The organism is Cobetia sp. PDI-12MA, assembly GCF_059507695.1.
Window position 1 is genome coordinate 3,858,702 of the sequence record NZ_CM183351.1, and the last position, 24,477, is coordinate 3,883,178.

11 protein-coding genes, 4 tRNA genes and 6 rRNA genes are annotated in these 24,477 nt (G+C 57.3%); 1 reads left to right on the plus strand and 20 read right to left on the minus strand.

What is annotated here, in order from left to right; genetic code table 11:
- The 17 genes from rpoB to AC5WNI_RS16445 all read right to left on the minus strand — a co-directional run bounded on the left by rpoB (position 1) and on the right by AC5WNI_RS16445 (position 18,432).
- Positions 1–4,077, minus strand: a complete 4,077-nt coding sequence (rpoB, locus tag AC5WNI_RS16365; RefSeq protein ID WP_043334884.1) for a DNA-directed RNA polymerase subunit beta — start codon at positions 4,075–4,077, stop codon at positions 1–3.
- Between the two features lie 206 nt (positions 4,078–4,283).
- Positions 4,284–4,652 carry a 50S ribosomal protein L7/L12 gene (rplL, locus tag AC5WNI_RS16370; protein ID WP_043334886.1) on the minus strand — a complete coding sequence of 123 codons (369 nt, stop codon included), beginning with the start codon at positions 4,650–4,652 and terminating at the stop codon, positions 4,284–4,286.
- A 92-nt stretch (positions 4,653–4,744) separates the two neighbouring features.
- Positions 4,745–5,251: a 50S ribosomal protein L10 gene (gene rplJ, locus AC5WNI_RS16375; protein ID WP_043334888.1), complete on the minus strand. Its 507-nt coding sequence runs from the start codon at positions 5,249–5,251 to the stop codon at positions 4,745–4,747.
- 261 nt (positions 5,252–5,512) lie between these two features.
- Entirely contained in the window at positions 5,513–6,205 is a 693-nt protein-coding gene (rplA, locus tag AC5WNI_RS16380; RefSeq protein ID WP_175090307.1) for a 50S ribosomal protein L1, read from the minus strand.
- A 2-nt stretch (positions 6,206–6,207) separates the two neighbouring features.
- On the minus strand, positions 6,208–6,639 hold the full coding sequence (gene rplK / locus AC5WNI_RS16385; protein WP_043334893.1) for a 50S ribosomal protein L11: 432 nt from the start codon (positions 6,637–6,639) through the stop codon (positions 6,208–6,210).
- A 120-nt stretch (positions 6,640–6,759) separates the two neighbouring features.
- Entirely contained in the window at positions 6,760–7,293 is a 534-nt protein-coding gene (gene nusG, locus AC5WNI_RS16390) for a transcription termination/antitermination protein NusG (protein ID WP_175090306.1), read from the minus strand.
- A 10-nt stretch (positions 7,294–7,303) separates the two neighbouring features.
- Positions 7,304–7,672 (minus strand): preprotein translocase subunit SecE, encoded by a 369-nt coding sequence (gene secE, locus AC5WNI_RS16395; RefSeq protein ID WP_043334897.1) that lies wholly within the window; start codon positions 7,670–7,672, stop codon positions 7,304–7,306.
- A 77-nt stretch (positions 7,673–7,749) separates the two neighbouring features.
- Positions 7,750–7,825: transfer RNA gene (locus AC5WNI_RS16400), tRNA-Trp, on the minus strand.
- Positions 7,826–7,988: 163 nt separating this feature from the next.
- Positions 7,989–8,063: transfer RNA gene (locus tag AC5WNI_RS16405), tRNA-Thr, on the minus strand.
- Positions 8,064–8,098: 35 nt separating this feature from the next.
- Positions 8,099–8,172 (minus strand) — tRNA-Gly (locus tag AC5WNI_RS16410).
- 47 nt (positions 8,173–8,219) lie between these two features.
- Positions 8,220–8,303, minus strand: a tRNA-Tyr gene (locus tag AC5WNI_RS16415).
- 109 nt (positions 8,304–8,412) lie between these two features.
- Entirely contained in the window at positions 8,413–9,252 is an 840-nt protein-coding gene (locus AC5WNI_RS16420) for a type III pantothenate kinase (protein WP_175090305.1), read from the minus strand.
- The gene (locus AC5WNI_RS16425) at positions 9,249–10,229 is read right to left on the minus strand and encodes a biotin--[acetyl-CoA-carboxylase] ligase (RefSeq protein WP_043334904.1); all 981 of its coding nucleotides are present in this window, start codon (positions 10,227–10,229) and stop codon (positions 9,249–9,251) included. Before AC5WNI_RS16425 ends, AC5WNI_RS16420 begins: the two co-directional genes overlap by 4 nt.
- Positions 10,230–10,320: 91 nt before the next feature.
- On the minus strand, positions 10,321–13,200 hold the full coding sequence (locus tag AC5WNI_RS16430) for a DUF2339 domain-containing protein (RefSeq protein ID WP_348994702.1): 2,880 nt from the start codon (positions 13,198–13,200) through the stop codon (positions 10,321–10,323).
- Between the two features lie 307 nt (positions 13,201–13,507).
- Positions 13,508–13,623, minus strand: a 5S ribosomal RNA gene (gene rrf, locus AC5WNI_RS16435).
- Between the two features lie 138 nt (positions 13,624–13,761).
- A 23S ribosomal RNA gene (locus AC5WNI_RS16440) occupies positions 13,762–16,649 on the minus strand.
- Between the two features lie 242 nt (positions 16,650–16,891).
- A 16S ribosomal RNA gene (locus AC5WNI_RS16445) occupies positions 16,892–18,432 on the minus strand.
- A 304-nt stretch (positions 18,433–18,736) separates the two neighbouring features.
- On the opposite strand from AC5WNI_RS16445, the gene AC5WNI_RS16450 reads away from it, so the two are divergent.
- Positions 18,737–19,099, plus strand: coding sequence for a hypothetical protein (locus AC5WNI_RS16450; RefSeq protein ID WP_368447830.1), 363 nt, complete (start codon positions 18,737–18,739; stop codon positions 19,097–19,099).
- Positions 19,100–19,402: 303 nt separating this feature from the next.
- Here the strand turns inward: AC5WNI_RS16450 and rrf (AC5WNI_RS16455) are convergent.
- The 3 genes from rrf (AC5WNI_RS16455) to AC5WNI_RS16465 form a co-directional block, all read right to left on the minus strand.
- Positions 19,403–19,518, minus strand: a 5S ribosomal RNA gene (rrf, locus tag AC5WNI_RS16455).
- Positions 19,519–19,656: 138 nt separating this feature from the next.
- Positions 19,657–22,544: ribosomal RNA gene (locus AC5WNI_RS16460) — 23S ribosomal RNA — on the minus strand.
- 242 nt (positions 22,545–22,786) lie between these two features.
- A 16S ribosomal RNA gene (locus AC5WNI_RS16465) occupies positions 22,787–24,327 on the minus strand.
- Together the 16S, 23S and 5S rRNA genes form the textbook arrangement of a ribosomal RNA operon.
- Positions 24,328–24,477 lie beyond the last annotated feature (150 nt).

The following is a 24,477-nucleotide window of genomic DNA, read 5'->3' on the forward strand; positions in this document are numbered from 1 at the left end:
TCAGCCTTCCAGCTCCATGTCGATACCCAGCGAGCGGATTTCCTTCACCAGCACGTTGAAGGATTCGGGCATGCCCGCCTGCATGGTGTGATCGCCATCTACGATGCTCTTGTACATCTTGGTACGGCCTTCCACGTCATCGGACTTGACCGTGAGCATCTCCTGGAGGGTGTAGGCAGCGCCGTACGCCTCGAGGGCCCAGACCTCCATCTCACCGAAGCGCTGACCACCGAACTGCGCCTTACCACCCAGCGGCTGCTGCGTGACGAGGGAGTAGGAGCCGGTCGAACGCGCATGCATCTTGTCATCCACCAGGTGGTTGAGCTTGAGCATGTACATGTAACCGACGGTCACCTTGCGATCGAACTTCTCGCCGGTGCGGCCATCGTAGAGGTCCATCTGTCCGGAATCAGGGATACCGGCCAGCGTGAGCAACTGCTTGATCTCGTGTTCCTTGGCGCCATCGAAGACCGGCGTAGCCATCGGCACGCCCTTCTTCAGGTTGTGCGCCATGGTGATGATTTCATCATCGCTGAGCACGGAGAGGTCTTCCTGGCGACCACCGACGGTGTTGTACACCTTGTCGAGGAATTCGCGGATCTGCTTGACCTGCTCGGCACGCTCTTCACGCAGCATGTGCTCGATCTTCACACCCAGACCACGCGCGGCCATGCCGAGGTGGGTCTCGAGGATCTGACCGACGTTCATGCGCGACGGTACACCCAGCGGGTTCAGCACGACGTCAACCGACTCGCCATTGCCATCGAACGGCATGTCTTCGACCGGCATGATCGCGGAGATGACACCCTTGTTACCGTGACGACCGGCCATCTTGTCACCCGGCTGGATACGACGCTTCACGGCGACGTACACCTTGACGATCTTGAGCACGCCCGGTGCCAGATCATCCCCCTGGGTGAGCTTGCGCTTCTTGTCTTCGAAGCGCTCGTCCATCTCGCGACGACGGATCTCGAGCTGCTCATCGGCCTGAGCCAGCAGTTCGTTGAGAGACTCGTCCTGCAGACGCAGCTTGAACCACTCCTGGCGCGGCAGTGCTTCCAGGTAGTCATCGGTCAGCACGTCGCCCTTCTTGAGCTTCGGACCACCGTTGACGGCCTGACCGACCAGGTTGCGCTGCATACGCTCGAAGGTCGCCTCTTCCGCGATGCGGTAGGTTTCCTGCAGGTCCTTGCGGACCTCGGCCAGCTGCATCTGCTCGATGGAGAGCGCACGCTGATCCTTCTCGACGCCGTCACGGGTGAAGACCTGAACGTCGATGACGGTGGCCTTCATGCCGGTCGGGGCACGCAGAGAGGTGTCCTTAACGTCGGACGCCTTCTCGCCGAAGATGGCACGCAACAGCTTCTCTTCCGGCGTCAGCTGGGTCTCGCCCTTCGGCGTGACCTTGCCGACCAGGATGTCGCCCGGGTTCAGCTCGGCACCGATGTAGACGACACCGGACTCATCCAGCTTGGAGAGTGCGGATTCGCCGACATTCGGGATATCGGAAGTGATTTCTTCCGGCCCGAGCTTGGTGTCACGCGCGACACAGGTCAGTTCCTGGATGTGGATGGTGGTGAAGCGATCTTCCTGCACCACACGCTCCGAGAACAGGATGGAATCCTCGAAGTTGAAGCCATTCCAGGGCATGAACGCCAGGCGCATGTTCTGACCCAGGGCCAGATCCCCCATGTCGACGGACGGGCCGTCGGCCAGGATGTCGCCGATGGCGACTTCGTCGCCAGGACGCACGATCGGGCGCTGGTTCTGACAGGTATTCTGGTTCGAGCGCACGTACTTGGTCAGGTTGTAGATATCAACGCCGGCCTCACCGCCGATGATCTCTTCTTCCCGCACACGTACGACGATGCGCTTGGCATCGACGGAATCGATGACGCCGCCACGACGTGCCACGGCGCAGACGCCGGAGTCACGCGCCACGAAGCGCTCCATACCGGTACCGACCAGCGGCTTGTCAGCCTTCAGAGTCGGAACGGCCTGACGCTGCATGTTCGCACCCATCAAGGCGCGGTTGGCATCATCGTGCTCGAGGAACGGGATCAGTGCCGCAGCGACAGAGACGACCTGACGCGGAGACACGTCCATCATGGTGACCTTTTCCGGCGCCATGAAGGTGGTCTCGCCACGGTGACGAACCTGGACGAGGTCGTCGACCAGACGGCCGTTCTCGTCGACGGTCGCGGAGGCCTGGGCGATGATGAAATCGCCTTCCTCGATCGCGGACAGATCGACGACATCGTCGGTGACCTGACAATCCACGACCTTGCGGTACGGCGTCTCGAGGAAGCCATAGCTGTTGGTCTTGGAGTAGGTCGCCAGCGAGTTGATCAGACCGATGTTCGGGCCTTCCGGCGTTTCGATCGGGCACAGACGACCGTAGTGCGTGGCGTGAACGTCACGAACTTCGAAACCGGCGCGCTCACGGGTCAGACCACCCGGGCCAAGCGCGGAGACACGGCGCTTGTGCGTCACTTCGGACAGCGGGTTGTTCTGATCCATGAACTGGGAGAGCTGGCTGGAACCGAAGAATTCCTTCACCGCCGCCGCGACCGGCTTGGCGTTGATGAGATCCTGCGGCATCAGGCCTTCGCTCTCGGCCATGGACAGACGCTCCTTGACCGCACGCTCGACGCGGACCAGACCGACACGGAACTGGTTTTCCGCCATTTCGCCCACAGAGCGAATACGACGGTTCCCCAGGTGGTCGATGTCATCGACATCGCCATTGCCGTTACGGATGCTGATCAGCTCCTTCATGACGGTCAGGATATCGTCCTGATCGAGCACACCGCTGCCGGTATCGCTTTCGCGACGCAGGCGACGGTTGAACTTCATGCGGCCCACGCCCGACAGGTCGTAGCGGTCTTCGCTGAAGAACAGGTTCTGGAACAGTGACTCGGCTGCGTCCTTGGTCGGCGGCTCGCCCGGACGCATCATGCGGTAGATCTCGACCAATGCCTCGAGCTGGTTACGCGTGGTATCCAGTTTCAGGGTATCGGACACGAAGGGACCGCAATCCAGGTCGTTGGTGTAGATGACTTCGAACTGGGTGATCTTGGCCTGAGCCATCTTCTCCAGCAGTTCCGGAGTGATCTCGCTGTTGCTTTCACAGACCAGCTCACCAGTGGCCGGATCGATCTGATCCTTGGCCAGCACCTTGCCATACAGGTAGTCCATCGGCACTTCGAGACGCTCGAGGCCGGAGGCTTCCATCTGACGGACGTGCTTCTGTGTAATACGACGACCTTCCTCCACGATCACGCTACCGTCGGCATCCTTGATGTCGAAGGCGGCGGTCTCGCCACGCAGACGTGCCGGCACCAGCTCAACGGAGAAGCCGCTGCGCTCGATGTGGTACATCGTGGTGTCGAAGAACGTACCGAGAATCTCTTCGCTGGTCATGCCCATGGCACGCAGCAGAACGGAAGCCGGCAGCTTGCGACGACGGTCGATACGGACGTAGACGTTGTCCTTCGGATCAAACTCGAAGTCCAGCCAGGAACCGCGGTAAGGAATCACACGTGCGGAGTACAGCAGCTTGCCGGACGAGTGGCTCTTGCCCTTGTCGTGGTCGAAGAACACACCCGGCGAGCGGTGCAGCTGTGACACGATGACACGCTCGGTACCATTGATGACGAAGGTACCGTTCTCTGTCATCAGGGGGATTTCCCCCATGTAGACTTCCTGCTCCTTGATGTCCTTGATCGCCTTGTTCGACGATTCCTTGTCATAGATCATCAGGCGCACTTTCACGCGCAGCGGTGCAGAGTAAGTGACTCCGCGCAGCTGACATTCCTTGACGTCGAACGCCGGCGTACCGAAGCGGTAGCTGACATACTCGAGCGCTGCGTTGCCAGAGAAGCTGGCAATCGGGAACACGGACTTGAAGGCAGCGTGAAGGCCGACTTCCAGGCGCTGTTCTGGCGCCCTGTCCTGCTGGAGAAAGTCGTGGTAGGAATCAAGCTGGATGGCCAGCAGGTAAGGCACATCCATCACTTGGGGCAGTTTGCCAAAATCCTTGCGGATGCGTTTTTTCTCAGTGTATGAGTAAGCCATCTGTATTCCCCAGCTTGTTCACCTTGGGTGACCGATGCGTGGTCGGCTCATACCTGATGGCGCGGCGATGTCCATCAGGCGCGGACGGCAAGCCTCCCTTGCGGGCTGGCTCGCCGTCATAATTCGTCTTGCAACAGAAAAAGGCTGGTGGCGGAGTCCGCCACCAGCCAGGAAGCTTACGCAGCGTGCGCAGCCTGGAACACGAGTTACTTGAGTTCCACGGACGCGCCAGCTTCTTCCAGCTTCTTCTTCGCTTCTTCAGCGTCTTCCTTGCTCACACCTTCTTTCAGGGTGGCCGGAGCGCCGTCGACAGCTGCCTTGGCTTCTTTCAGACCCAGGCCAGTCAGTTCACGCACAGCCTTGATGACGTTGACTTTCTTGTCACCAGCAGCAGTCAGAACGATGTCGAACTCGGTCTGTTCTTCAGCGGCTTCACCAGCAGCGGCCGGGCCAGCGACGACGGCGGCAGCGGCGGAAACGCCGAACTTCTCTTCCATTGCTTCGATCAGCTCAGCCACTTCCATGACGGTCATGTCAGCGACGGCGTTGATGATGTCTTCTTTGGTCAGTGCCATTTTAGCAATCCTAAACTTTGCGGAGCAAAGATGCTCGGTCAAACGGAAATCGAATCAGGCTGCACGAGACAGCCAGGAGGTCAAAGCGCTGCTTACGCGGCAGCTTCGGCTTCCTTCTGATCGCGCAGTGCTGCGATAGTACGGACCAGCTTGCCTGCAGAAGCTTCCTTCATGACAGACAGCAGCTTGGACAGTGCTTCATCGCGGGTCGGCAGAGATGCCAGACGGTCGATATTCGCCGCCGGGATGAACTCGCCTTCGTAGGCCAATGCCTTGACTTCGAACGCCTCGACCTTCTTGGCAAATTCCTTGAACAGACGAGCGCCAGCGCCCGGGTGTTCCATGGAGAATGCAAGCAGAGTCGGGCCGACGAAGGACTCGTTCAGCACCTCGTAAGAGGTACCGGACAGCGCGCGACGAGCCAGAGTGTTGCGAACAACACGCAGCTGGACGCCCGCTTCGCGGCACTGTTTGCGCAATTCGGTCATTGCACCAACAGTCACACCACGAGAGTCGGCAGCGACTACGGAGAGAGCACCCTTGGCGGTTTCGCTGACCTCAGCAACAATTGCCTTCTTGTCTTCGAGACCTAAAGCCACGGTGTTGACTCCATTTCGTGCCGGGGAACGAATTCCCCAGTGGTTTACCATCTCTCTCACCAGAACTGCGCGGGAGAGTCTTGGAGGATGGCTGCCACCAGCAAGGCTGGGACACCATCTGCGCAGGCTACGCGCAATGCAAGCATCGCGGCGCGATTAAGCCGGCCCCGTCACCGAGATGACAAGGCCAGCGCCTGCGGTCTTTGACGGCGCCCCGCGGCTGAGCACGGGGACCGCAAAGTGAAACATTCTGAGACTGCCTTACGCGTACTTGGCGTGATCGACAGTCAGGCCCGGACCCATGGTGCTGGACAGGGTGATCTTCTTCAGGTAGACACCCTTGGAAGTGCTCGGCTTCAGCTTCTTGACTTCGGCCACCAGGGCGTCAATGTTACCCTGAATGGAGTCTGCACTGAAGTCGATCTTGCCGATACCGGCGTGAATGATGCCGTTCTTGTCAGTACGGAAACGTACCTGACCAGCCTTGGCATTCTTCACGGCAGTCGCGACGTCAGGCGTCACGGTGCCGACCTTCGGGTTCGGCATCAGGCCGCGCGGACCGAGGATCTGGCCCAGCTGACCGACAACGCGCATGGCATCCGGAGAAGCGATGACGACGTCGAAGTCCATCACGCCTTTCTTGACCTGTTCTGCCAGGTCGTCCATGCCGACCACGTCTGCACCGGCTTCCTTCGCTGCTTCAGCGTTGGCACCCTGGGTGAAGACAGCGACGCGCACTTCGTTACCGGTGCCATTCGGCATTACGGTAGCGCCGCGAACGACCTGATCGGATTTACGCGGGTCAACACCCAGGTTCAGAGAGACTTCGATGGTCTCCTTGAACTTGACGGTGGACAGCTCGGACAGCAGTGCGACAGCTTCTTCGACGCTGTAGACCTTGCCGGATTCAACTTTCGCGTTGATCGCCTGGGCGCGCTTTGAAATCTTGGCCATGATCAAAGACCCTCCACGTTCAGGCCCATGCTACGGGCAGTACCGGCGATGGTGCGAACAGCAGCGTCCAGATTGGAAGCTGTCAGATCCGGCTCCTTGGTGGTCGCGATCTCTTCGAGCTGAGCGCGAGTCACGGTACCGACCTTCTTCTTGTTCGGCTCGCCAGAACCGGACTTCAGACCAGCGGCTTTCAGCAGCAGGACGGCCGCAGGCGGCGTCTTGGTGACGAAAGTGAAGCTACGGTCGGAATAGACAGTGATGACCACAGGAGTCGGGAGACCCGGCTCGACGTTCTGGGTAGCGGCGTTGAACGCTTTACAGAACTCCATGATGTTGACACCGTGCTGACCGAGGGCAGGGCCCACGGGCGGGCTCGGGTTAGCTTTACCGGCTGCAACCTGCAGCTTGATGTAAGCCTGTACTTTCTTGGCCATGATAGGACTCCAGTATGGGTGGTAGCGCCTTGCGGCTCCCCGTAAAACCGGGCCGCCTCAGGCGACCCGTCGTGTTGCCGTGACGCTCGTATTCAAACAGGTGAGATGATGATCCTGGGATCAGTCCTTCTCGACCTGGGAGAACTCGAGCTCCACCGGCGTGGCACGCCCGAAGATCAGCACGCTGACCTGCAGACGGCTCTTTTCGTAATTCACTTCTTCGACTACGCCATTGAAGTCGGCAAACGGGCCATCAATGACACGCACCGTCTCTCCCGGCTCGAAGAGAGTCTTCGGACGCGGCTTGTCGGTGCCATCCTGAACGCGACGCAGCATGGCGTCGGCTTCTTTCTGGGTAATCGCTGCCGGCTTCTCCGGGGTTCCGCCAATGAAACCCATGACGCGCGGGGTTTCATTCACCAGGTGCCAGGACTGATCATTCATGTCCATCTCGACCAGCACGTAGCCCGGGTAGAACTTGCGCTCGCTCTTGCGGCGCTTGCCGTCACGCATTTCGACGATTTCTTCGACCGGCACGAGAATCTCACCGAAGTGATCTTCCATGGCGTAAAGCTTCACACGCTCGTTGAGCGAACGCATGACCTGCTTTTCGAAACCGGAATAGGCGTGTATGACATACCAACGCTTGGACATGGAAACTCCGTTAACTGACGATGCCGGACATCAGCCAGCCGAGGGTGGTATCGATGAGCCATAGCAACAGGCCCACGATAAGCACGGCACCCAGCACGATGGCAGTTGTCTGGACAGTTTCCTGTCGGGTCGGCCAAACGACGCGCTGGATCTCGCGGCGCGCACTACTTGCCAGCTCGACAACATCACGGCCTTTGTTGGTCGTGATCGCCAGAGCAGCCGCTGCAACACCAAGCACGACGACGCCAAGCACGCGATAAAGCAGCGCTTGGTCAGCAAAATAGGCGTTGCCAGCAACAGCCAGCACAAGAAGAATGACAACGACCGACCACTTGAACCCGTCGTGGCGCGCTTCCTGCACCTCGGCGTTCTGTTTCATCAAAGAGACTCCTCAAGGGTGCAGCGATCGCTAGAATCGAGAATCGGTAAGAAGTCGAATACCATCCTGGGGAAGGATGGCAGGCCAGGAGGGAATCGAACCCCCAACCTGCGGTTTTGGAGACCGCTGCTCTGCCAATTGAGCTACTGGCCTGTAACACTTGCGTGTTCCAGAGACTAAAAACAAGGCTGAATGAACAGCGGGCGCCATCATAGCTGAGACAACCCAAACTGACAAGCCTTATCTTTGACCGCGACCTGGGAGGTCGTCGGAAACGAAAAAGACGAGCCAAACCACGACTCGCCTTTCCGTTGTATGGAGCTCGTGGGCGGATTTGAACCGCCGACCTCACCCTTACCAAGGGTGTGCTCTACCCCTGAGCTACACGAGCAAAACCTTTGCGCAATCTCGACTGGCGAGATGAACTGGAGCGGGCAGCGGGAATCGAACCCGCGTCATCAGCTTGGAAGGCTGAGGTTCTACCATTAAACTATGCCCGCTTTCCAACTCTTGCTGCCCCTGATGCGCGCGGCATCATAAGCGAATCTGGTGGTGGGGGAAGGATTCGAACCTTCGAAGCTTTCGCGGCAGATTTACAGTCTGCTCCCTTTGGCCACTCGGGAACCCCACCATCTGTGACGACGAATCTTACGTCGCTTGGGATACGCTGTCAAGTGCTTGATTTCATTCTACTTCAAGCGCTTGAGGGAATGTATCGCCTCAGAACGGGACGTAGTATGTCAAAGCATCTGGGTGAGCGCAAGCCCTGAGCGAAGTTTTTCTAGATCAGGCACTCGCGGCTGGTCGGGCGCACCTGACAGACGCCCTGCCCGCTCGGCAGCGGTCAATGGATACAGCGCCTCCAGACCGGCGTACACCATGTCCGGCCACAGCGCATGCGGCACCCGCAGACCGCGCGCCACTACCCGCGCGTCACCGCCGGTCAGCAGCAGCGGCAAGGCCACCCCTTCACGATCGCAGACCTCGGCATAGAGACGATTGACCGCGCTGACGGCCGCCATGTAGATGCCATGATTCACGGCCTCCACGGTATTGCGCCCCGGCGCCAGCAGCGTATCCACTTCGGTATCCGGGTCGATGGCCACATTGCGTGTGCCCAGCTTGAGGCTTTCCTTCATCAAGCGCAGACCCGGGAGAATATAGCCTCCAAGATGCTTGCCTCCCGGCAGCACGAAATCCACCGTGATCGCACTACCGCAATCGACGCTGCAACAACCCCCGGTAAGATGATGGCCGGCGAGCGCGCCCAACCAGCGATCGACGCCCAGGCGTTGCGGTTCTTCATAGCCGCAGGTGACGCCCAGCGCCTCCCGCGTCGAGTGCGCGACATGCACGACGCCGACCTGCTTGCGCAGCAATTCCACCGTCTCATCCAGCACCTGCTTGCGCGCCACGCTGGAGATACGCACGGCCGTGACGACATCCAGGTCAGGAATGTCCTCGCCCGGCCGCCACTCCTCTCGCGTCCAGACGGCGCCGCGTGAGCGGATCTCGCTGGAAACGGTGTCCTTGAGACGCCACTTTGACAAGGTATTACCGATATCAAGATCCAGAATCATGAGACGGCGCGCAGACTGATCTCGCCACCGGCGAGAGTGATGGTTTCGCCATTCATGCGCACCTCGAGATTTCCATTGATATCGACACCTTCTGCCACGGCTTCTTCTCGTCTGTCTCCACGCAGAATGACCACATCACGCCCCTTGAAGGCATTGCGCTCATTCCAGCGCGCCTGCCATCCGGCAAAGCCCTGCGACTCGAACTCAGGCAACAGCGCCAGCAACGACTCCATCAGACGCGCGGCATAGCGATTGCGCGAAGCACCGGGAATGATGTCACGTACCGCAGCCACCGGTTGAGTGATCGCCTCGCGCCGGGACGCCGGCAACTCGATATTCATGCCGATACCGATGACGACATCACAGGGGCCGGATACATCTCCCGTCACCTCGACCAGAATGCCGGCTATCTTGGGTTGATCCTTCTGGATCTGCAGCAGGACATCGTTGGGCCACTTGAGGCGCGCGGGCAGCCCATCGGCCTCGAGCACTTCCGCGACTGCCACACCGATCGCCAGACTCAGGCCCTCAAGCGATGCAGCACCTGATTCAAAACGCCAGCCAAGCGAGAAGACCAGGCTGCGCCCCCAGGGAGTCTCCCACTCGCGCCCACGACGGCCACGCCCAGCCGATTGCACCTCAGCCAGACAGACCTCGGCATGGCCAGCCCCCTGACGAAAGCGCTCGCGAATGAAGGTATTGGTCGAGTCCACCGACTCCTCGACGAACAGGCGCGTCAGGTGTTTGCGAGTCTCGCGCGGCAACGCCTCGATGATCTGTTGACCATCGAGCAACTCGATGGGGTTGGCCAGTCGATAGCCAAGCCCCTTGATGGCTTCCAGCGGAATGTCGAGCGCCTCAAGTTTCTTGAGCTGCTTCCAGACCGCCGTACGCGACACCCCGAGCTCTTCGCCCAGGGCCTCTCCGGAGTGGTAGCCACCATCTCCAAGTAGACGAATGAGATCACGGATGGTCATGCGGAGGCCTGCCCCTGTGCAAAAGCGCACATTCTATCGGATTCATGGGCTTGCGAGCCAAGAACAACGACCAAAGATAACGCTCTTTTCGTCAATCCCGCTCCCCGGCACGCACTCCCGCCCCCGCCAGGCGGTTGAACAAGGCGGAAAGCAGCATCAGGACACTGCCCAGCCCCAACCATGACCCTACACGCCACAGCCCCTCCAGCGTCGCGGTATCCCAGATTACGACCTTGAGAACCGTCATCACCAGCACCCCCTGCCCCACCCGCTGCCAATGTGACTGCCCCATCCGCGCACCACTGATCACGAGAACGGCTGAAACGGCCAGCAGTGAAATGCTGTAGGCATAGAGTTCAGCCTGCTCGACCCCGTGCCAGAACTCCAGCGCGTATCCATGCCAGACATGTCGCAGACTCATCCCGATCCATAAACCAAGAGCCAGCAGCCCCGCCACCTCGCAGAGATGACGCAGTCGCGTGCCGGCCCCCGCAAGGTGCCAGACCAGAACAGCCCCCAATGCTGGCATACCATAGGCAGGCAGCAGCCAGTTCACCAGCGGCCAGCGGCCCACATCAGCCCCCTGCCATAGCGGGTTGTACGCCAATACGACACCCGCAAGCCAGATGACTGCTGCCAGCCCTCCAACGACATAGGCCAATGTGCGATACAAGGCGACATTCTGGACCGAGCCGCTGGCACGCCAGGCATAGCCCGCCGCCACACCACCAAGTGCCAGCACCTGCACGGACAGCTCCGGGAATGAAAGGTGCCCCGTGAAAGGCTGACCATCCGTCAGCAGGTAGCGAACCTCCAGCACGGTCGTGGCAAGCGCCAGCTGTATCACGACCCCTTCCAACCAGCGCTGGACATGCATGCGATGGCGCATGCCATAACTGTTGAGAGCGACACATGCCAGCACCGGCAGGAATATCTGCAGTGGCCAGTGCGCGATATCGGCATAGCTGTCATTTGCCACGCCACACATCAAGCGAACCACGACGCCCCACGCCAGCAAGCGTGACAGCTCAGCAAACACGGAACGCCCTGCGATATGACCCTCGCGATACCAGCGCCATTCACAAACGGTCAAACCCAATAGTTGCAGCGCCAGCGCCAGGGTCAGCGATGGCCCCTCCAGCACTGCCACCAGGGCAAGGAATATCCCGGCCTGCGCGGGCAGCCACAGCCCAGCGGCAAGCTGAGCACCTTCACGCGCCTGAAAACGCATGGCACCTGCCCAGCACACCAGCCCCCAGATCAATGGCGGCAACCCTGTGTTGATCAGCCTCTCTGCATCGCTCGCCTCGGTCGACCATGGCATGACGTCCTGCCAGAGTGCCAGAGCCCACGCCAGCAGCGGCACCATGGTCGCCAATGCCCACCAACAGGCTGCAAGCGGCCTCTCTGCTCCCTCACCCGCATCATGATGCGGCCGCCAACGCGCCAGCGACAACAGACCGACACTCAATATCAACGGGCTGAACATCACGCTGCTCGAATGCGATGCCGTCAAAGCAAGCCCCCACACCAGCAGCCAGAGCCCGTTGCCGGCAACGACCATCGACCACAGCACTGCATGGCGCCGACTAGACCAGGCAATCACCAGCATCGGCATGAGGCTAGCCAGCCACCCCCGATGCCACTGGCTCACACCGGAGCCGCCCATACCGGAAGGCTCCACCAAAGCGTCAATGGACACACCATGCTCGAGCCCCCCCAGCCAGGGCAGCCAGAGCCCCAGCACGACGCTCGCCGAGACAAGGCCCCCGGCGAGCCAGTGCCGACGCAGCTCAATAGATGCACGCCAAGGCAACCAGACCGCAAGTGAGGCCTTCGCTTGTCGCCCATTCTTTTCTGCGGCGCCCGTGAATGGATCCCGCTCCCACAGATAACCCAGCGCCAGCAAGGCCAGCCAGGCACCACTCCCCCAAGACAACAGCCCCACCAGCAATGTCGTGCCAGAGGAGATGCCGAAGGGCATCAACAGCAACCACCAGGTGAGCGCCCCCACCAGACCGCCCCAATACAGCCAGCTCACCGCAACCTGCCGATACAGCACCCGACATGCCGCCGCGATCACACCCACATGCCCCAGCAACAGCAAGGTTGAGGCCTCCTGCCACTGCTGGTGAAGGGGCAGTGCCAAAGGCAGGGCGTATCCGCCCAGCATGCCCAATGCTGCCAGCCACGGCCCGTGATGCCGCGCACGCTCCAGCATCCATAGACTCAAGGCTGCCAACAGTGCGAAGGTAACCGGCATGGACACCAGCGAAAGCAGAAAGTGACCAGCCAACAGACTCGCCGCGAGCACCAGACTGCCGGCGCCACTGACGGCGCCTGTCAAACTCGATGACTGGGATGTACGCAACCTCATCCACTCAGCCAATACCGTCATGCTCAGGCCGAACCCGAGTCCCAACGCCAGCCGTACCCCCGGCCCCAGCAAGCCCTGCTCAAGGGAGTACCCAACGAGCAGGATGCCTGCCATCACCAGAGACAAGGCACCCACAAGAATCATCCAGTGTTCCTGGAGCAGCGTCAGCAGACGTGACATCCCCCCCGGCAGCACTTCTGATGTCTTGCTTGCGGGGTCTGCGCCCTGCCCCACCTCGCCTGAACGACTGGAGGCAGCGCCATGCAACAAGCGCTGAAGCAGCCGGTAGGACAGAGAGCGGCCGCCACTGGATGATCCAGCGACTCGCGAGTCGCTGATCGGAGGTGTTGCACCGAATGCTGCCAGCCCCTCCAGGGGTGGCACTTCGCCAGACGATTTGTCCACACCCCCTTCTCGCAAGGGGGTGTGCATAACCGGAGCTCCATGAACAGGGAGCTCGCGAGCAAGCCTGACCTCCATGTCGCGCAGTCGCTGCTCCAGCGCCTTGATGCGCAGCATGCTGAGCCACCCCATCAAGGAACCACCCAGTACCAGCAACGCCATCATGACGCCCACCAACATCAGCTCATCCATTGCCCAGTCCGTCACCGAAGAGTCGTGCTCAAAGACTACGGCATTTTGCCTGGCACCTCATGCTGTCTATCTCTCAATGCCGTATTTGCACATTGAACGCAAAAAGCCCGACTCCTGAGGGAGCCGGGCTTTCTCAATTGATCCTGGGCGCTCTTAGAGCACTGCTCTCAGCGCAAGCTCACTCTGCTCAGCATTCTTTGCTCAGCGCAGCTTCTGTCTCGCACACGACTCTTCCTGCGTACCACTTTTCCTGCGCACAAAGAGAACCGCCCCTGCAGCAAGGCTACAGGGGCGGTTCAGTATAAGTGCCTGACGATGACCTACTCTCACATGGAGAAACTCCACACTACCATCGGCGCTAAGCGGTTTCACTTCCGAGTTCGGCATGGGATCGGGTGGTTCACGCTCGCTATGGTCGTCAGGCGAAACGGTGGCATCTTGCGATGCCTGAGTCTCGAGGCTTGTGACCTCGCGACTCGCAATATGAATCATGCTGACCGATATATCGTCGATCCTGTCGCAATCCCGGCGGTTTGCCGGAGCAAACCCCTTGGGTGTTATATGGTCAAGCCTCACGGGCAATTAGTACTGGTTAGCTCAACACATTGCTGTGCTTCCACACCCAGCCTATCAACCTTGTAGTCTTCAAGGGCCCTTCAGGAGGCGCAAGGCCTCAGGGAAGTCTCATCTTGAAGGGGGCTTCCCGCTTAGATGCCTTCAGCGGTTATCCCGTCCGAACGTAGCTACCGGGCAATGCCATTGGCATGACAACCCGAACACCAGAGGTTCGTCCACTCCGGTCCTCTCGTACTAGGAGCAGCTCTTCTCAAACTTCCGACGCCCACGGCAGATAGGGACCGAACTGTCTCACGACGTTCTAAACCCAGCTCGCGTACCACTTTAAATGGCGAACAGCCATACCCTTGGGACCGACTTCAGCCCCAGGATGTGATGAGCCGACATCGAGGTGCCAAACACCGCCGTCGATGTGAACTCTTGGGCGGTATCAGCCTGTTATCCCCGGAGTACCTTTTATCCGTTGAGCGATGGCCCTTCCATACAGAACCACCGGATCACTAGAACCTACTTTCGTACCTGCTCGACGTGTCTGTCTCGCAGTCAAGCACCCTTATGCTCTTGCACTCAATGCACGATTTCCAACCGTGCTGAGGGTACCTTCGTGCTCCTCCGTTACTCTTTAGGAGGAGACCGCCCCAGTCAAACTACCCACCATACACTGTCCTCGATCCGGATGACGGACCTGAGTTAGAACGCCAATGATGTCAGGCTGGTATTTCAAGGTTGGCTCCACCGCATCTGGCGACGCGGTTTCAAAGCCTCCCAGCTATCCTACACAGACAACATCAGCATCCAGTGTAAAGCTATAGTAAAGGTTCACGGGGTCTTTCCGTCTAGCCGCGGGTACACAGCATCTTCACTGCGATTTCAATTTCACTGAGTCTCGGGTGGAGACAGCGTGGCCATCATTACGCCATTCGTGCAGGTCGGAACTTACCCGACAAGGAATTTCGCTACCTTAGGACCGTTATAGTTACGGCCGCCGTTTACCGGGGCTTCGATCAAGAGCTTCGGACGAATCCTAACCCCATCAATTAACCTTCCGGCACCGGGCAGGCGTCACACCCTATACGTCCGCTTGCGCGTTTGCAGAGTGCTGTGTTTTTAATAAACAGTTGCAGCCACCTGGTATCTTCGACCGGTAGGAGCTTACGGAGCAAGTCCTTCACTCGAACCGGTGCACCTTCTCCCGAAGTTACGGTGCCATTTTGCCTAGTTCCTTCACCCGAGTTCTCTCAAGCGCCTTGGTATTCTCTACCTGACCACCTGTGTCGGTTTGGGGTACGGTCGCATGTGGTCTGAAGCTTAGAGGCTTTTCCTGGAAGCGTGGCATCGATGACTTCCTGACCGTGGTCAGTTCGTCTCGCATCTCGACCTCAGAGGAACCGGATTTGCCTGATTCCTCGGCCTACATGCTTTCACCAGGACAACCAACGCCTGGCTCACCTAGCCTTCTTCGTCCCCCCATCGCAACCACATCCGGTACGGGAATATTAACCCGTTTCCCATCGACTACGCGTTTCCGCCTCGCCTTAGGGGCCGACTCACTCTGCTCCGATTAACGTAGAACAGAAAACCTTGGTCTTCCGGCGGGGGAGTTTTTCACTCCCCTTATCGTTACTCATGTCAGCATTCGCACTCGTGATACCTCCAGCAGACTTTTCAATCTACCTTCATTGGCTTACACGACGCTCCTCTACCGCTCATCCAGAGGATGAACCCGTAGCTTCGGTACCTGATTTAGCCCCGTTATATCTTCCGCGCAGGCCGACTCGACTAGTGAGCTATTACGCTTTCTTTAAAGGATGGCTGCTTCTAAGCCAACCTCCTAGCTGTCTGAGCCTTCCCACATCGTTTCCCACTTAATCAGGATTTTGGGACCTTAGCTGACGGTCTGGGTTGTTTCCCTTTTCACAACGGACGTTAGCACCCGCTGTGTGTCTCCCACGCTGCACTCACTGGTATTCGGAGTTTGCCTCGGGTTGGTAAGTCGGGATGACCCCCTAGCCGAAACAGTGCTCTACCCCCAGCGGTGATACGTGAGGCGCTACCTAAATAGCTTTCGAGGAGAACCAGCTATCTCCGGGCTTGATTAGCCTTTCACTCCGATCCACAGCTCATCCCAGCATTTTTCAACATACTTGGGTTCGGGCCTCCAATTGATGTTACTCAATCTTCACCCTGGCCATGGATAGATCGCCCGGTTTCGGGTCTATACCCTGCGACTGGTCGCCCAGTTAAGACTCGGTTTCCCTACGCCTCCCCTATACGGTTAAGCTCGCCACAGAATATAAGTCGCTGACCCATTATACAAAAGGTACGCGGTCACACCACGAAGGTGCTCCCACTGCTTGTACGCATACGGTTTCAGGATCTATTTCACTCCCCTCGCCGGGGTTCTTTTCGCCTTTCCCTCACGGTACTGGTTCACTATCGGTCAGCCAGGAGTATTTAGCCTTGGAGGATGGTCCCCCCATGTTCAGTCAGGGTTTCTCGTGCCCCGACCTACTCGATTTCACGTGACTCAGACTTCGACTACGGGACTATCACCCTGTATCGTCAAGCTTCCCAGCTTGTTCGCCTGTCAGTTGTCACGCTTAAGGGCTGGTCCCCGTTCGCTCGCCGCTACTTGGGGAATCTCGGTTGATTTCTTTTCCTCCGGGTACTTAGATGTTTCAGTTCCCCGGGTTTGCCTCTATAGGTTATGTATTGGCCTATAGATACTCACCTGATGGTGAGTGGGTTTCCCCATTCGGAAATCGTTGGGTCGCAGGGTATTTGCCACCTCGCCAACGCTTATCGCAGGCTATCACGTCCTTCATCGCCTCTGGCTGCCAAGGCATCCACCGTATGCGCTTAATCGCTTGACCATATAACCCCAAGGGGTCTGTCAAGGATTACGAATCTGTCGGACCTCTCCGACATATCGTGTTGATGGAGATGTGCTTGGCGCACATTCCATCGTCAGCATGATTCACATTGTTAAAGAGCGGCTGTTCAGAGAACAGTGAGAAGCGCGCTCTGTTGAGCACGCTTGCCACTGCCGGCTAAGCCAGCAATAAGATCAGGTAATTCGTTGTGAGCACTTGCCGCGAGCGATAGACAGTGTCGATAAGGAGGTGATCCAGCCCCAGGTTCCCCTAGGGCTACCTTGTTACGACTTCACCCCAGTCATGAACCACACCGTGGTGATCGCCCTCCCGAAGGTTAGGCTAACCACTTCTGGTGCAGTCCACTCCCATGGTGTGACGGGCGGTGTGTACAAGGCCCGGGAACGTATTCACCGTGGCATTCTGATCCACGATTACTAGCGATTCCGACTTCATGGAGTCGAGTTGCAGACTCCAATCCGGACTGAGGCAAGCTTTATGGGATTGGCTCCACGTCGCCGTATTGCAACCCTTTGTACTTGCCATTGTAGCACGTGTGTAGCCCTACCCGTAAGGGCCATGATGACTTGACGTCGTCCCCACCTTCCTCCGGTTTGTCACCGGCAGTCTCCTTAGAGTTCCCGACATTACTCGCTGGCAAATAAGGATAGGGGTTGCGCTCGTTACGGGACTTAACCCAACATTTCACAACACGAGCTGACGACAGCCATGCAGCACCTGTCTCAGAGTTCCCGAAGGCACCAATCCATCTCTGGAAAGTCCTCTGGATGTCAAGGGTAGGTAAGGTTCTTCGCGTTGCATCGAATTAAACCACATGCTCCACCGCTTGTGCGGGCCCCCGTCAATTCATTTGAGTTTTAACCTTGCGGCCGTACTCCCCAGGCGGTCAACTTATTGCGTTAGCTGCGCCACTAAGTCCTCAAGGGACCCAACGGCTAGTTGACATCGTTTACGGCGTGGACTACCAGGGTATCTAATCCTGTTTGCTACCCACGCTTTCGCACCTCAGTGTCAGTGTCAGTCCAGAAGGCCGCCTTCGCCACTGGTATTCCTCCCGATCTCTACGCATTTCACCGCTACACCGGGAATTCTACCTTCCTCTCCTGCACTCTAGCCAAGCAGTTCCAGATGCCGTTCCCAGGTTGAGCCCGGGGCTTTCACACCTGGCTGACTTAGCCACCTACGCGCGCTTTACGCCCAGTAATTCCGATTAACGCTTGCACCCTCCGTATTACCGCGGCTGCTGGCACGGAGTTAGCCGGTGCTTCTTCTGCGAGTGATGTCTTTCCTCGGGAGTATTAATCCCGAGGCGTTCTTCCTCGCTGAAAGTGCTTTACAACCCGAAGGCCTTCTTCACACACGCGGCATGGCTGGATCAGGCTTTCGCCCATTGTCCAATATTCCCCACTGCTGCCTCCCGTAGGAGTCTGGGCCGTGTCTCAGTCCCAGTGTGGCTGATCATCCTCTCAGACCAGCTACGGATCGTCGCCTTGGTGAGCCGTTACCTCACCAACAAGCTAATCCGACATGGGCTCATCCGATAGCGCAAGGTCCGAAGATCCCCTGCTTTCTCCCGTAGGACGTATGCGGTATTAGCCTGAGTTTCCCCAGGTTGTCCCCCACTATCGGGCAGATTCCCATGCATTACTCACCCGTCCGCCGCTCGACGCCTTCTAGCAAGCTAGAATCGTTTCCGCTCGACTTGCATGTGTTAAGCCTGCCGCCAGCGTTCAATCTGAGCCATGATCAAACTCTTCAGTTGAAAGCTTGATAGTCTGTTAAGCAGACCAAACTTGGTTCAGAGTCAAACTTCTCGTGAGAGGCTTGCTCCGATATTTGATGACCTTGTCACCACTCATCGGCAAGCGCTCACACGAATTACCTGATCAAATTTTTAAAGAGCGTCGCTGTGAAGCGAGGAGGCATATTCTACCCAGAACGCTTGAAAAGTCAAGCACTTGATGATGAGTCAGTCGACTGCCTCTAAGCATCATCAAGCGGTGAGGAGCATTGCTCGATCACCTGTTCCGTAAGGAGTGCGGCGTATTCTAGCGAATCGCCCGGGATTGTCAATCGATGATTCCGAAGCGAACTTCAAAAACATCAAGCAAAACAATCACCTGCAAACCTCTTTCACCGCTGGTAACGCCATGCGTCCCCGGCAGCGGATGCGTACTTTACGCACGAACCGCCGTGAGGGCAAGGGCTTTTTGAAGATCAGGTCAGATTTTGTCTTCACGCCCTTGGTTCTGGCACCTGGAGCACTCCAGCCAGGCGATCTCTGGCAAAAACCTCGTCTCGACTATTCTTTTCTTCGCCTGGCGGCGCACGAAAAAACACAGCCTTGCGCAAAAAAACATCCTGAATGGCACCACTTCCGGCCCAGACATGATGGAAATAAGCATCCCTCTGATGAACTCCGACGCTGACAGCCCCATATGAGGTGCCTCAAGCCGCATAAAAATACACCCCTACAGTAAAATCTGCAGGGGAGGTTCTTGGCAAAACCAGGGATAAATAACAAGCGCACTTCATTTTCCGTCAATGACAGAACCATCACAGCACGATGATGAGCCAAAGACTTTCTTCTTGCGCAGCCTGGGAAGGCTTTTCTCTCGCACCACTTTTCCATGCACGTCTTTCTGCTCACGGCTTTTCTTTTGCGCCAATTTTTCCTGAGCACAAAGAGAACCGCCCCTGCAGCAAGGCTACAGGGGCGGTTCAGTATAAGTGCCTGACGATGACCTACTCTCACATGGAGAAGCTCCACACTACCATCGGCGCTAAGCGGTTTCACTTCCGAGTTCGGCATGGGATCGGGTGGTTCACGCTCGCTATGGTCGTCAGGCGAAACGGTGGCATCTTGCGATGCCTGAGCCTCGAGGCTTGTGACCTCGCGACTCGCAATATGAATCATGCTGACCGATATGTCGTCGATCCTGTCGCAATCCCGGCGGTTTGCCTGGGCAAACCCCTTGGGTGTTATATGGTCAAGCCTCACGGGCAATTAGTACTGGTTAGCTCAACACATTGCTGTGCTTCCACACCCAGCCTATCAACCTTGTAGTCTTCAAGGGCCCTTCAGGAGGCGCAAGGCCTCAGGGAAGTCTCATCTTGAAGGGGGCTTCCCGCTTAGATGCCTTCAGCGGTTATCCCGTCCGAACGTAGCTACCGGGCAATGCCATTGGCATGACAACCCGAACACCAGAGGTTCGTCCACTCCGGTCCTCTCGTACTAGGAGCAGCTCTTCTCAAACTTCCGACGCCCACGGCAGATAGGGACCGAACTGTCTCACGACGTTCTAAACCCAGCTCGCGTACCACTTTAAATGGCGAACAGCCATACCCTTGGGACCGACTTCAGCCCCAGGATGTGATGAGCCGACATCGAGGTGCCAAACACCGCCGTCGATGTGAACTCTTGGGCGGTATCAGCCTGTTATCCCCGGAGTACCTTTTATCCGTTGAGCGATGGCCCTTCCATACAGAACCACCGGATCACTAGAACCTACTTTCGTACCTGCTCGACGTGTCTGTCTCGCAGTCAAGCACCCTTATGCTCTTGCACTCAATGCACGATTTCCAACCGTGCTGAGGGTACCTTCGTGCTCCTCCGTTACTCTTTAGGAGGAGACCGCCCCAGTCAAACTACCCACCATACACTGTCCTCGATCCGGATGACGGACCTGAGTTAGAACGCCAATGATGTCAGGCTGGTATTTCAAGGTTGGCTCCACCGCATCTGGCGACGCGGTTTCAAAGCCTCCCAGCTATCCTACACAGACAACATCAGCATCCAGTGTAAAGCTATAGTAAAGGTTCACGGGGTCTTTCCGTCTAGCCGCGGGTACACAGCATCTTCACTGCGATTTCAATTTCACTGAGTCTCGGGTGGAGACAGCGTGGCCATCATTACGCCATTCGTGCAGGTCGGAACTTACCCGACAAGGAATTTCGCTACCTTAGGACCGTTATAGTTACGGCCGCCGTTTACCGGGGCTTCGATCAAGAGCTTCGGACGAATCCTAACCCCATCAATTAACCTTCCGGCACCGGGCAGGCGTCACACCCTATACGTCCGCTTGCGCGTTTGCAGAGTGCTGTGTTTTTAATAAACAGTTGCAGCCACCTGGTATCTTCGACCGGTAAGAGCTTACGGAGCAAGTCCTTCACTCGAACCGGTGCACCTTCTCCCGAAGTTACGGTGCCATTTTGCCTAGTTCCTTCACCCGAGTTCTCTCAAGCGCCTTGGTATTCTCTACCTGACCACCTGTGTCGGTTTGGGGTACGGTCGCATGTGGTCTGAAGCTTAGAGGCTTTTCCTGGAAGCGTGGCATCGATGACTTCCTGACCGTGGTCAGTTCGTCTCGCATCTCGACCTCGGAGGAACCGGATTTGCCTGATTCCTCGGCCTACATGCTTTCACCAGGACAACCAACGCCTGGCTCACCTAGCCTTCTTCGTCCCCCCATCGCAACCACATCCGGTACGGGAATATTAACCCGTTTCCCATCGACTACGCGTTTCCGCCTCGCCTTAGGGGCCGACTCACTCTGCTCCGATTAACGTAGAACAGAAAACCTTGGTCTTCCGGCGGGGGAGTTTTTCACTCCCCTTATCGTTACTCATGTCAGCATTCGCACTCGTGATACCTCCAGCAGACTTCTCAATCCACCTTCATTGGCTTACACGACGCTCCTCTACCGCTCATCCAGAGGATGAACCCGTAGCTTCGGTACCTGATTTAGCCCCGTTATATCTTCCGCGCAGGCCGACTCGACTAGTGAGCTATTACGCTTTCTTTAAAGGATGGCTGCTTCTAAGCCAACCTCCTAGCTGTCTGAGCCTTCCCACATCGTTTCCCACTTAATCAGGATTTTGGGACCTTAGCTGACGGTCTGGGTTGTTTCCCTTTTCACAACGGACGTTAGCACCCGCTGTGTGTCTCCCACGCTGCACTCACTGGTATTCGGAGTTTGCCTCGGGTTGGTAAGTCGGGATGACCCCCTAGCCGAAACAGTGCTCTACCCCCAGCGGTGATACGCGAGGCGCTACCTAAATAGCTTTCGAGGAGAACCAGCTATCTCCGGGCTTGATTAGCCTTTCACTCCGATCCACAGCTCATCCCAGCATTTTTCAACATACTTGGGTTCGGGCCTCCAATTGATGTTACTCAATCTTCACCCTGGCCATGGATAGATCGCCCGGTTTCGGGTCTATACCCTGCGACTGGTCGCCCAGTTAAGACTCGGTTTCCCTACGCCTCCCCTATACGGTTAAGCTCGCCACAGAATATAAGTCGCTGACCCATTATACAAAAGGTACGCGGTCACACCACGAAGGTGCTCCCACTGCTTGTACGCATACGGTTTCAGGATCTATTTCACTCCCCTCGCCGGGGTTCTTTTCGCCTTTCCCTCACGGTACTGGTTCACTATCGGTCAGCCAGGAGTATTTAGCCTTGGAGGATGGTCCCCCCATGTTCAGTCAGGGTTTCTCGTGCCCCGACCTACTCGATTTCACGTGACTCAGACTTCGACTACGGGACTATCACCCTGTATCGTCAAGCTTCCCAGCTTGTTCGCCTGTCAGTTGTCACGCTTAAGGGCTGGTCCCCGTTCGCTCGCCGCTACTTGGGGAATCTCGGTTGATTTCTTTTCCTCCGGGTACTTAGATGTTTCAGTTCCCCGGGTTTGCCTCTATAGGTTATGTATTGGCCTATAGATACTCACCTGATGGTGAGTGGGTTTCCCCATTCGGAAATCGTTGGGTCGCAGGGTATTTGCCACCTCGCCAACGCTTATCGCAGGCTATCACGTCCTTCATCGCCTCTGGCTGCCAAGGCATCCACCGTATGCGCTTAATCGCTTGACCATATAACCCCAAGGGGTCTGTCAAGGATTACGAATCTGTCGGACCTCTCCGACATATCGTGTTGATGGAGATGTGCTTGGCGCACATTCCATCGTCAGCATGATTCACATTGTTAAAGAGCGGCTGTTCAGAGAACAGTGAGAAGCGCGCTCTGTTGAGCACGCTTGCCACTGCCGGCTAAGCCAGCAATAAGATCAGGTAATTCGTTGTGAGCACTTGCCGCGAGCGATAGACAGTGTCGATAAGGAGGTGATCCAGCCCCAGGTTCCCCTAGGGCTACCTTGTTACGACTTCACCCCAGTCATGAACCACACCGTGGTGATCGCCCTCCCGAAGGTTAGGCTAACCACTTCTGGTGCAGTCCACTCCCATGGTGTGACGGGCGGTGTGTACAAGGCCCGGGAACGTATTCACCGTGGCATTCTGATCCACGATTACTAGCGATTCCGACTTCATGGAGTCGAGTTGCAGACTCCAATCCGGACTGAGGCAAGCTTTATGGGATTGGCTCCACGTCGCCGTATTGCAACCCTTTGTACTTGCCATTGTAGCACGTGTGTAGCCCTACCCGTAAGGGCCATGATGACTTGACGTCGTCCCCACCTTCCTCCGGTTTGTCACCGGCAGTCTCCTTAGAGTTCCCGACATTACTCGCTGGCAAATAAGGATAGGGGTTGCGCTCGTTACGGGACTTAACCCAACATTTCACAACACGAGCTGACGACAGCCATGCAGCACCTGTCTCAGAGTTCCCGAAGGCACCAATCCATCTCTGGAAAGTCCTCTGGATGTCAAGGGTAGGTAAGGTTCTTCGCGTTGCATCGAATTAAACCACATGCTCCACCGCTTGTGCGGGCCCCCGTCAATTCATTTGAGTTTTAACCTTGCGGCCGTACTCCCCAGGCGGTCAACTTATTGCGTTAGCTGCGCCACTAAGTCCTCAAGGGACCCAACGGCTAGTTGACATCGTTTACGGCGTGGACTACCAGGGTATCTAATCCTGTTTGCTACCCACGCTTTCGCACCTCAGTGTCAGTGTCAGTCCAGAAGGCCGCCTTCGCCACTGGTATTCCTCCCGATCTCTACGCATTTCACCGCTACACCGGGAATTCTACCTTCCTCTCCTGCACTCTAGCCAAGCAGTTCCAGATGCCGTTCCCAGGTTGAGCCCGGGGCTTTCACACCTGGCTGACTTAGCCACCTACGCGCGCTTTACGCCCAGTAATTCCGATTAACGCTTGCACCCTCCGTATTACCGCGGCTGCTGGCACGGAGTTAGCCGGTGCTTCTTCTGCGAGTGATGTCTTTCCTCGGGAGTATTAATCCCGAGGCGTTCTTCCTCGCTGAAAGTGCTTTACAACCCGAAGGCCTTCTTCACACACGCGGCATGGCTGGATCAGGCTTTCGCCCATTGTCCAATATTCCCCACTGCTGCCTCCCGTAGGAGTCTGGGCCGTGTCTCAGTCCCAGTGTGGCTGATCATCCTCTCAGACCAGCTACGGATCGTCGCCTTGGTGAGCCGTTACCTCACCAACAAGCTAATCCGACATGGGCTCATCCGATAGCGCAAGGTCCGAAGATCCCCTGCTTTCTCCCGTAGGACGTATGCGGTATTAGCCTGAGTTTCCCCAGGTTGTCCCCCACTATCGGGCAGATTCCCATGCATTACTCACCCGTCCGCCGCTCGACGCCTTCTAGCAAGCTAGAATCGTTTCCGCTCGACTTGCATGTGTTAAGCCTGCCGCCAGCGTTCAATCTGAGCCATGATCAAACTCTTCAGTTGAAAGCTTGATAGTCTGTTAAGCAGACCAAACTTGGTTCAGAGTCAAACTTCTCGTGAGAGGCTTGCTCCGATATTTGATGACCTTGTCACCACTCATCGGCAAGCGCTCACACGAATTACCTGATCAAATTTTTAAAGAGCGTCGCTGTG

Coding starts and splice junctions, on each gene's coding strand:
- secE (WP_043334897.1), bottom strand. CDS start 7,672: ATGAAACAGAACGCCGAGGTGCAGGAAGCGCGCCACGACGGGTTCAAG.
- AC5WNI_RS16430 (WP_348994702.1), bottom strand. CDS start 13,200: ATGGATGAGCTGATGTTGGTGGGCGTCATGATGGCGTTGCTGGTACTG.
- AC5WNI_RS16420 (WP_175090305.1), bottom strand. CDS start 9,252: ATGATTCTGGATCTTGATATCGGTAATACCTTGTCAAAGTGGCGTCTC.
- rpoB (WP_043334884.1), bottom strand. CDS start 4,077: ATGGCTTACTCATACACTGAGAAAAAACGCATCCGCAAGGATTTTGGC.
- nusG (WP_175090306.1), bottom strand. CDS start 7,293: ATGTCCAAGCGTTGGTATGTCATACACGCCTATTCCGGTTTCGAAAAG.
- AC5WNI_RS16425 (WP_043334904.1), bottom strand. CDS start 10,229: ATGACCATCCGTGATCTCATTCGTCTACTTGGAGATGGTGGCTACCAC.
- rplL (WP_043334886.1), bottom strand. CDS start 4,652: ATGGCACTGACCAAAGAAGACATCATCAACGCCGTCGCTGACATGACC.
- rplA (WP_175090307.1), bottom strand. CDS start 6,205: ATGGCCAAGATTTCAAAGCGCGCCCAGGCGATCAACGCGAAAGTTGAA.
- rplK (WP_043334893.1), bottom strand. CDS start 6,639: ATGGCCAAGAAAGTACAGGCTTACATCAAGCTGCAGGTTGCAGCCGGT.